7 protein-coding genes and 2 pseudogenes are annotated in these 9,209 nt (G+C 65.2%); all 9 read left to right on the top strand.

Annotation, left to right across the window (positions count from 1 at the left end; genetic code table 11):
* A partial coding sequence (locus G3436_RS24130) for a FecR family protein (RefSeq protein ID WP_163950344.1) occupies positions 1 to 754 on the top strand: 754 nt, incomplete at its 5' end.
* Between the two features lie 76 nt (positions 755 to 830).
* Positions 831 to 3,288, top strand: a pseudogene (locus tag G3436_RS24125) (TonB-dependent siderophore receptor).
* A gap of 95 nt (positions 3,289 to 3,383) precedes the next feature.
* Positions 3,384 to 3,907: pseudogene (locus G3436_RS24120) on the top strand (sigma-70 family RNA polymerase sigma factor).
* A complete protein-coding gene (locus tag G3436_RS24115; protein WP_163950341.1) occupies positions 3,904 to 4,848 on the top strand; it encodes a FecR domain-containing protein in 945 nt (314 codons plus the stop codon). The pseudogene G3436_RS24120 and the gene G3436_RS24115 overlap by 4 nt, the downstream one beginning before the upstream one ends.
* A gap of 94 nt (positions 4,849 to 4,942) precedes the next feature.
* Entirely contained in the window at positions 4,943 to 5,401 is a 459-nt protein-coding gene (locus tag G3436_RS28030; RefSeq protein ID WP_243667295.1) for an STN domain-containing protein, read from the top strand.
* Positions 5,341 to 6,657, top strand: a complete 1,317-nt coding sequence (locus G3436_RS28375; RefSeq protein WP_338001318.1) for a TonB-dependent siderophore receptor — start codon at positions 5,341 to 5,343, stop codon at positions 6,655 to 6,657. The genes G3436_RS28030 and G3436_RS28375 overlap by 61 nt, the downstream gene beginning before the upstream one ends.
* Positions 6,624 to 7,370, top strand: coding sequence for a TonB-dependent siderophore receptor (locus G3436_RS28370; protein WP_338001317.1), 747 nt, complete (start codon positions 6,624 to 6,626; stop codon positions 7,368 to 7,370). Before G3436_RS28375 ends, G3436_RS28370 begins: the two co-directional genes overlap by 34 nt.
* Positions 7,371 to 7,380: 10 nt before the next feature.
* Positions 7,381 to 7,668 carry a hypothetical protein gene (locus tag G3436_RS24105; RefSeq protein ID WP_163950338.1) on the top strand — a complete coding sequence of 96 codons (288 nt, stop codon included), beginning with the start codon at positions 7,381 to 7,383 and terminating at the stop codon, positions 7,666 to 7,668.
* Entirely contained in the window at positions 7,668 to 9,203 is a 1,536-nt protein-coding gene (locus G3436_RS24100; protein ID WP_163950335.1) for a PepSY-associated TM helix domain-containing protein, read from the top strand. The genes G3436_RS24105 and G3436_RS24100 overlap by 1 nt, the downstream gene beginning before the upstream one ends.
* The last annotated feature ends 6 nt before the right edge of the window (positions 9,204 to 9,209 follow it).

Genomic DNA, 9,209 nt, shown 5'->3' with positions numbered 1-9,209 from the left:
TGCGGCGCTCAAGCGCGTGGCGGCGCGGCCCGCCGGCAAGCGCACACTCAAGGCGCTGGCACTCGGCCTGGCGTTGCTGTTGCCGGTGAGTGCACTGATGCAGCATTACCCGCCGGCCTACCTGCTGGCCGACATCCGCACCGGCACCGGCCAGTGGAGCAGCCAGCAGTTGCCCGACGGCAGCCGCATCAGCCTGGATGGCCGCTCGGCGGTCGACCTGCATTTCGATGCGCGCTCGCGCACCTTGCGCCTGCTCAGTGGCGAGATCCTGCTGGATGTGGCCAAGGACGCCAGCCGCCCTTTCCTGGTGGTCACCGAGCACGGCAGCATCCGCGCCCTGGGAACGCGTTTTGTGGTCGAGCGCAGCGACGCCAGCACGCGCCTGGCGATGCTCGAGTCGAGCACCGAAGTGAAGAGCGCCGGCAGCACCCGCACGGTTGGCGCCGGGCAGCAGGTGCGCTTCGATGCCCACGGCCTTCAGCCGACCGAGGCCATCGATGCGGCGGGCCTGGAACAGGCCTGGGCCAACCACCAGTTGGTGATCCGCGAACAGCCGCTGGGTGAAGTGCTGGAGCGCCTGGGGCGAAATCACGGCGGCTACCTGCTGTTCGATGCCAAGGCGCTGGCGCACCTGAAGGTCAGCGCGATATTGCCCGCTGATGACAGTCAGCGGGCCTTGCGCCTGCTGGCGCGCAGCTTCCCGATTCGGGTCGAGCACTACACGCCATGGGTCACCCGCATCACCCTCGAATAGAAAATGCTATCAAGTGCTTCCAGTTCTCGTTTTCCGTGCGTCCTTGTACTAGCCATTACCACGGAGAATCGGAAACATGCGTTCACCCAAGCCCTTCAAGCCCTGTCGCGCCCTGGCGCTGGCGGTTCCTTTCGCCCTCGGCGCGCTGCCTGTGCTGGCGCCGGCAGCCGCGTACGCACAGCAACAGGTGCAGCGTTACGACATCCCGGCCGGGGCGCTGGGTGATGCGCTCAGCCGCTACGCCCGCGAGTCAGGCGTGGCCATTTCGTTCAATGCCGCGCAGGTCGCCAACATGGCCAGTGCCGGGCTGCAGGGCAGCTATGCGGTGCAGGAAGGCTTTGCGGCGCTGTTGCGCGGCCATGCGTTGCAGGCGCAGCCGAGCAGCGACGGCTATGTGCTGGTCACCGTGCCGGGCGCCAGTGGTGCGCTCGAGCTGGGCGCCACCAGCATCAATGGGCAGGTGCTGGGGAGCACCACCGAAGGCACCGGTTCCTACACCACCGGGCCGATGCAGACGGCCACCAAGTTGCCCCTGAGCATTCGCCAGACGCCGCAGTCGGTCAGTGTCATCACCCGCCAGCGCATGGACGACCAGGACATGCGCAGCCTGGAAGACGTGCTCAAGAACACCCCCGGCATGTCCATGACCAAGGACGGCCCGCAACGCCCGACCTTTTATGCACGGGGCTTCACCGTCGAAAACCTGATGAGCGACGGGCTGTCCAACGACCTGTCGCACTACCTGTCGCGAGACATGAACTCCACCCCCGACATGGCCATCTACGACCGCGTCGAAGTGGTGCGCGGCGCCACCGGCCTGATGCAGGGCTCGGGCACGCCGTCGGCGGCGATCAACATGGTGCGCAAGCGCCCCACGGCCGATCCGCGCCTGAGCATCACCGCCAGTGCCGGCAGCTGGGACAACTACCGTACCGAGGTCGATGCCTCGGGGGCGCTCAACGACAGCGCCACCCTGCGCGGCCGCGTGGTCGGTGCCTACCAGGCGCGCAACAGCTTCCAGGACGTGGCCGATGCCGAGCGCTCGGTGTTCTATGCCATCGGCGAGGCTGACCTGAGCGAAAACAGCACCTTTACCCTGGGCGTGTCGAACCAGAGCGTCAACAACACCTCCACCTGGGGGCGGCCTGCCCACGGCCATCGATGGCAGCGACCTGCACCTGTCGCGCTCGACCTATCTAGGCAGCGACTGGGAATACTGGGACCAGGACAACACCACCCTGTTCAGCCGCCTGGACTATCGGCTGGCCAACGACTGGAAGTTGCTGCTGGCGGCCAGCCGTACCTGGTCGGACCTGCAGATGCTCGGCAGCATGACCCAGCGCATGGGCGCCGAAGGCGAGGTGTTCGGCCAGTACCTGGGGCAGTACCACTACGACGATGAACAGAGCAGCTACGACGCCTATGCCACAGGGCCTTATCAACTGCTGGGGCGTACCCACGAACTGGTGGTGGGGGCCAGCCGGCGCGAGCTGACCTTTGAGGGCAAGGGCAACTACAGCGACGACCTGATCGGCATGAACATCCATGCCTGGGACTCGGGCAGCCTGCCCAAGCGCCGTCTCGACCTGAGCTACTGGCACCAGGACCGCGAGACGTCCCAGACCGGCACCTACCTGACCTCGCGCTTCAACCTGGCCGATGACCTCAAGCTGATCGTGGGCGGCCGGCTGGACTGGTACGACAGCGAGTCGCAGACGCGCAATGGTTCGCGCCTGGGCAAACCTGTCACGGTCAGCGTCACGCGCAACCTGACCCGCTATGCCGGGGTGATCTACGACCTGGATGCGCAGCACTCGGTGTACGTGAGCTACACCGACATCTTCAAGCCGCAGTCCGAACAGGATGCCAGCGGTAGCGAGCTCAAGCCGATCGAGGGCAAGAACTACGAAGTGGGCATCAAGGGCGAGTACTTCGACGGCGCATTGAATGCCAGTGCGGCGGTGTTTCGCATCGATCAGGAGAATCGCGCCAGGTCGCTACAGCGCCATGAGTGCTCCGACGCCGTGCCGACCTGCTCCGAGGCGGCGGGCAAGGTGCGCAGCGAGGGCGTCGAACTGGAGCTCAACGGCACGCTGCTGCCGGGCTGGGAGATGGGCGCCGGCTACACCTTTGCCCAGGTCAAGTACGTCAAGGACAGCAACCCTGACAACGAGGGGCGGCTGTTCGACACGGACATCCCGCGGCATGTGTTCAAGGCCTTCACCACCTACCAGTTGCCGGGTGAGCTTGAACGCTGGAAGGTCGGCGGCGGGGTGTACCGCCAGAACGCGATCTACAACAAGGGCGACAACTGGTACGCCACCGACAGCCGCTATCGCATCGAGCAGGATGCCTACACGCTGGTGGACCTGATGCTGAGCTACAAGGCCTCGGAGCAGTTGGACGTGCGGCTGAACGTGAACAACCTGTTCGACACCCGGTACTACCAGAGCATTGCCACCAACACGGTGTATGGCGGCAGCTTCTATGGCGACCCGCGCAATGCGACGCTGACCTTGCACTGGTCGCTTTGAGGCGCAAGGGATTCTTCGGGAGCGGGCCATCTAGCGCTTGAAAGAACCGCGGCACTCATGCTAAATGATAAGCCTTATCATTTAAGTATGCGCTGATGGCCCCGACTGCATTCGCCTCTACCGCTTCGCGCGAGCAAGTACTGCATAGCCTGTTTGGCGACCACCATGGCTGGTTGCTCGGTCGCATGCGTGCGCGCCTTGGCTGCACCCATGACGCCGCCGACATGGCGGCCGAAGTGTTCGCCCAGGTGGTCGCGCTGCCGGAGCCGCAGGCCATTCGCGAGCCGCGCGCGCTGCTCACGACCATTGCCAAGCGCTTGATGTACGACAGCTGGCGCCGGCGCGATCTGGAGCGCGCTTACCTGGAGGCGTTGGCGCTGCAGCCTGAAGTGCACGAGCCCTCGCCGGAGGTGCGTGCGCTGGCGATCGAGGCGCTGCTCGAAGTGGACGCCCTGCTTGCGGGGCTTTCATCGCGGCCCGCACGGCCTTTCTGTGCAGTCAGGTCGACGGCATGAAGTACGCCGATATCGCCAGCCTGATCGGCGTATCGACCATCCGGGTGCGCCAGTACGTGGCCAAAGGCTTGAAGCTTTGCTGCCAGAACCTGCTGCGCGAATGAAGCCCGAACGCAGCGCACTCGAAGAGGCCATCGAATGGACCGCCTGCATGCGCTCGGGGGACGTCCAGGCGGATGAGCAGCGCGCCTTCGACGCCTGGTTTGCCGAGCCGGGCAATGCGCAGGCATGGGAGCGGGTACAGGCCCATCTGGGGGCTACCTTTTCACCGCTGGCGCGTGGGCCCGACTCCAGGGTGCGCAGGGTGCTGCAGGCTCCCGACCCGCAGCGACGTCGTTTGCTGCGTGGTGCGCTGGTGCTGGGCGGCGTCGGTGTGGGTGCGGCACTGCTCGGTCGGCAAAGCGGCGTGTTGTCGGGCCTTGGGGCCGATTTTCACACCGCGACCGCCCAGCGCAGCGGCTTCAACCTGGCCGATGGCAGCACGCTGTTGCTCGACGCGCGCAGCGCAGTGGATATCGACTTCACGGCCAGCGAGCGCAACCTGGTACTGCGTGCCGGGAAGTTGATCGTCCAGGCCAGCGACGACCCCCGCCCCTTCGTTGTGCACACCCCTGACGGTTTCGCCCGCGGCACTGGCGCGCGTTTCATGGTGGCCCTGCAAGGCCGTGCAACGCATGTCTGGAGCCTGCAGTCGGGGCTGTGCATTGGCCGCACCGACAGCCTGTGCACGGTGCTGCAGAGCGGGGCGGGTGCTCGCCTCGACACGCGCGGCGTCCAGCCGCTTGCGGCCAATCGCAAGGGCGAAAGCAGCTGGGAAAGCGGCCGGCTGAGTGTGGACGACTGGTCGCTGGGCGACGTGATCGAGGCCCTGCAGGCCTACCGGCGCGGCGTGCTGCGCATCAGCCCCGCGGCGGCGCAACTGCGTGTTTCTGGCACCTTCTCGCTGGATGACAGCGAGCAGGCACTGGCCTCGCTGGAGCACACCCTGGGGCTGCGCATCGAGCGGTACCTGGGGTTCTGGACACAGATCGAACGGCGCAGCTGAATTATTTTTCAGCGGCCCTATATCGCTTTTGCGTGCTCGTTGGACATAGCCATAAACCGCTAATAAAAGCGCAGTCGCCAACACGGAGTCACGCATGTCCATTCGTTTTTGCCCAACGTTCAGGCTCACGCCTGTGTGCCTTGCCCTGCTGCTGGCCCAGGGCGTGTGTTCAGTCAGCTATGCCCAGGCCGCCTCAAGCAGCATTCAGGCGCAGCACGTGTTCGATTTGCCGGCTGACGCCCTGGTCGCGACCCTGGACCGCATTGCCCGTCAGAGCGGCCAGGAGATTGCGTATGTGCCGGCCCTGGCCAGCGGGCTGCGTGCGCCCGCGATCCAGGGCACGATGAGCGCCGAACAGGCCGTGCAGCGGGCGCTCGCCGGCAGCGCGCTGTCGGTGCGCACCACGGCAGCCGGCACCCTGACCCTGGACCGCCTGACGACCCTGACCCTGCCAGAGCAGTCGATTGTCGGCATGCAGTCCGAGGTGCCACCGTGTCGGTGGGCACCAAGGTGGCGCTGCGCCTGCGTGAGGTGCCGCAGACGATCGATGTGATCGGCCAGGAGCGTATTCAGAAGCAGAACCTGTACACCCTCGAAGACGCCCTGGGCAAGGTCGGCGGGGTCACCGTGCAGCGTATCGACGCCAGCCGCCTGAGCTTCTTCTCCCGTGGCTTCGAAATGACCTCGTTGCAGCTGGACGGTACGCCGACCACCATGGACAACCGGGTGTTCCTCTCGCCTGACCTGACCATGTACGACCGTGTCGAGGTGCTCAAGGGCCCCTCCGGCAGCCTGACCGGCACGGGCGGCCCCGGCGGCAGCATCAACCTGGTGCGCAAGCGTCCCCTGGCCGATGCGGCCGTGTCCGCTGAAGTCAGTGCCGGCTCCTGGGACAACTACCGGGCCATGGTCGACGTCACCGGCCCGCTGACCGACAGTGGCAACGTGCGTGGACGCCTGGTGCTGAGCGACCGCAAGCAGGGCGTGTACTACGATGGCGGCGGCAAGCGCGATTCCAGCCAGCTGTATGGCATCGTCGATATCGACCTGACGCCAGACACCGTCTGGACCCTTGGCGCGAGCAATCAGAACACCGATATCCGCGGCGCCCAGCGCTCGTTGCCGGCGTTTCGCTATACCAACGCGGCAGGCCGGCCGGCGATGTCGCTGCCGGACGTGTCGCGCAAGAATTTCTATGGTGAGGACTGGAACCGCGACTACTTCTGGAGCACCGCGGTATTCACCGAAATCGAGCACCAGCTGGGCGACGGCTGGAAAACCAAGCTGGCGCTGCGCCACGCCGACAACAACTATGACCTGACCCAGGCCTATGCGCGCAATGGTGGGGGGATCGACCCTGCCGACAACTTGGTGTCGATGAACTCGGTGATGTTTGACTACCGAGAGAAGCAAGACGAGGCCGACCTGTATGTCGACGGTCCGTTCACCTTGCTGGGGCGCGAGCACAAGGCGCTGCTGGGGGCCAATTATTCGCGCTCCGAGTTCGCTTCAAACGGTGGTTACTTCTCCGACTACCTGGGCGATGTGGACCTTTACAACCCCGACGTGAATTTCCCGCGGCCGCTGTTTCCCGCTTCGGACCGCTTGCCCACCAGCGTTGCCAACACCCGCTCCAAGGCGGTGTACGGCAATGTGCGCCTGAGCCTGGCGGAGCCGCTGACGCTGGTGGTGGGTGGGCGCCTGACCTGGCTGGACATGCACCGCTCGCAGCACCAGCCGCAAGCCGGCTCGCCGTCGGAAAGGTGGGGGCCACGGTGTCGCAGAAGTTCACGCCGTTCTATGGCCTGATCTACGAACTCGATGACACCTACTCGCTGTACGGCAACTACGCCGGGGTTTTCCAGCCGCAACCGGTCAGCAACCTGGACATCAACAACAGCATCATCAAGCCACTGGAAGGCACGCAGCATGAGCTGGGCATCAAGGGCGAGTTCCTCGATGGCGCGTTGAACGCGTCGCTGGCGGCGTTCCAGATCGAGGAGCAAAACCGTGCGATTCCAGACATGAATGACCCCAACTCACGGGCGGTGGTGGCCAGCGGCAAGGCCAGAACGCGTGGGTTCGAGGCGCAGATGAGTGGCCAGCTGACACCCGACTGGTTCCTCTCCACAAACTTCACACACACCTACAAGCGCTATGACAGCGCCAACGAGCAATTGCAGACCTACCTGCCGAAAAACATGCTGCGGGTCTGGAGCCTCTACAAGTTGCCGGGCGAGCTGGAGAAGTGGAGCGTTCAGGGCGGGGTCAGCATCGTCAGTGAAACCTACAACAAGCTCGATGTGCCCTCGATCGACATGGACGGCACCAAGCTGCGCCAAAGTGGCTATGCCCTGTACGATGCCGGTATCGGCTACCAGATCACACAGCATCTCTCGGCGGACCTGCTGGCGACCAACCTGACCGACAAGAAGTACTTCCAGCGCATCAACACCTTCCAGGATGGAAACATCTTCGGTGATCCGCGTGCCGTGTCGATGACCCTGCGTGCCAGGTTCTGATCGCCACGCGATGAAGGCTGCCCTCAATCGCCAGCGCGCCGCGTGGCTGGTGCTGGCGTTGTTGCTCAGCTACCTGTTCACCTGGGCGCTGAGCAGCCTGTCGGCGCTGTGTCTGGTACGCCTGGCACTGCCGCGTAGCGAGGCGGTGCTGATCAGTTCGATACTGGGCTTTGTGCTGTTCCCGCTGTTGGGGCTGTGGCTGTTTGGTGCGCGGCAGGCCTGGCGCCAGGGTGGGGCGGTGGCCGTGGCGTCGGTGTTGATGCTGGCCGCGGCGCGCGGTCTTTCGGGAGGGGCGTGATGTTCGACAGTGTTCGTCACGCCAGGCTGTGGCTGCATCGATTTATCGGTGTGGGGTTTTCCGGGTTTTTGCTGGTGGCCTTTTTCATGGGCAGCCTGGCGGTCTATGACCGAGAACTGGACAGCTGGATGCTGCCGCAGATTCGTGTGGCACCTGGGGCTGCATCGTTCTCGCTGGATCAGCGGGTGGTTGCCCAGGTGGACCGCTTGAGCGAGGGCAAGCCACTGCTGCAATGGTATGTCGAGCTGCCGGACGAGCGCCGCGCGGTGGCGCGTTTTCAGGCCTGGACCCTGGAGCGGGAGGGCATCAGCCGCTTTATTGCGCCCGCTGACGGTCGCGTGTTGCCCGTCGCCGGGAGCCGTGGCGGGGATTTTTTCTACCGGCTGCATTACACACTCAACCTGAACAGCTGGAACATCGGTGCACGGCTGCTTGGCCTGGCCGCGATGCTGGGCATGATTGCGCTGATTGCCGGCGTGTGCATCCATGCCCGGTTGTTTCAGGACCTGTTTGTGTTGCGGCTCGACAAGTCGCCAAGGCGGCTGCTGGACCTGCACAACCTCACCGGGGTGTTTGCCCTGCCTTTTCATTTCGTTATCCTGCTGAGCGGGCTGTTGATTGTGTTTCCGGTGTACCTGCCCGCCGCGATCCTGGCGGTGTACCCCGATCAGGCTGATCAGTTTGCGCTGCACGCCAGCGCCGCCTACAGCCGCCAGGCATCCGGCATGCCCGGGCCACTTGCCTCGCTGGACCAGATGATGGCGTTTGCCCGCGTGCACTGGGAGGGCGGCGAACCCGGGTTTGTCAGGGTCTGGCACCCTGGGGATGCGCATGCCTATGTCGAGGTGAGCCGCTCGCTGACAGGTGGCGTGAGCCAGGACGGGCGCACCTTGTACTTTGATGGCGCCAGCGCCCGCCTGCTGCACGATGCGCGTTTGCCTGGGGCGGCCGCCACGTTCAAGTGGCTGGCCGGGTTGCATGTCGCGCATTTCCAGCAGCCGTGGCTGCGCCTGCTGTACTTCCTGGGCGGCGTGAGTGGTTGCGTGATGCTCGCCAGCGGGTTGCTTTACTGGCTGGAGAAGCGCCGGTTGCAGGCTGCGCAAGGGCAGTGGGGCAGCGTCATGCTGACGCTGCTCAGCTGCGCGCTGATCACCGGCATGCCGTTGGCGACCCTGGCCATGCTGGTGGCCAATCAGTGGCTGGCGGATGACCTGAGCGGCCGTGCACGCTGGGAGGTCCAAGTGTTTTACGGGGCCTGGCTGCTGGCCAGCCTGCACGCCTTGTGGGCGGTGTGTCGATCACGCCACTTGCGGGCGCCCTGGGCGACGCACTGCCTGATGATCTGCGCGCTGGCGCTCATGGCGGTGCTCTCCAATGCCTGGCATACCGGCGACCCTCCGTGGCGGGCTATCAGCCATGGGCTGCCGGCGGTCGCGGGGGTCGACCTGGGGTTGCTGTTGACGGCAGTGGCGGCGGGCCTCATGGCTTGGCACCTGCGCCGGCGCACCGGGCCTGGGGAGGCCGAGCATGGCTGAGTGGCT

This window comes from Pseudomonas brassicae (genome assembly GCF_010671725.1).
Taxonomy (GTDB): Bacteria; Pseudomonadota; Gammaproteobacteria; order Pseudomonadales; family Pseudomonadaceae; genus Aquipseudomonas; species Aquipseudomonas brassicae.
The sequence above is the reverse complement of the archived record's forward strand: the minus strand, read 5'-3'. Positions and strand labels throughout refer to the sequence as shown.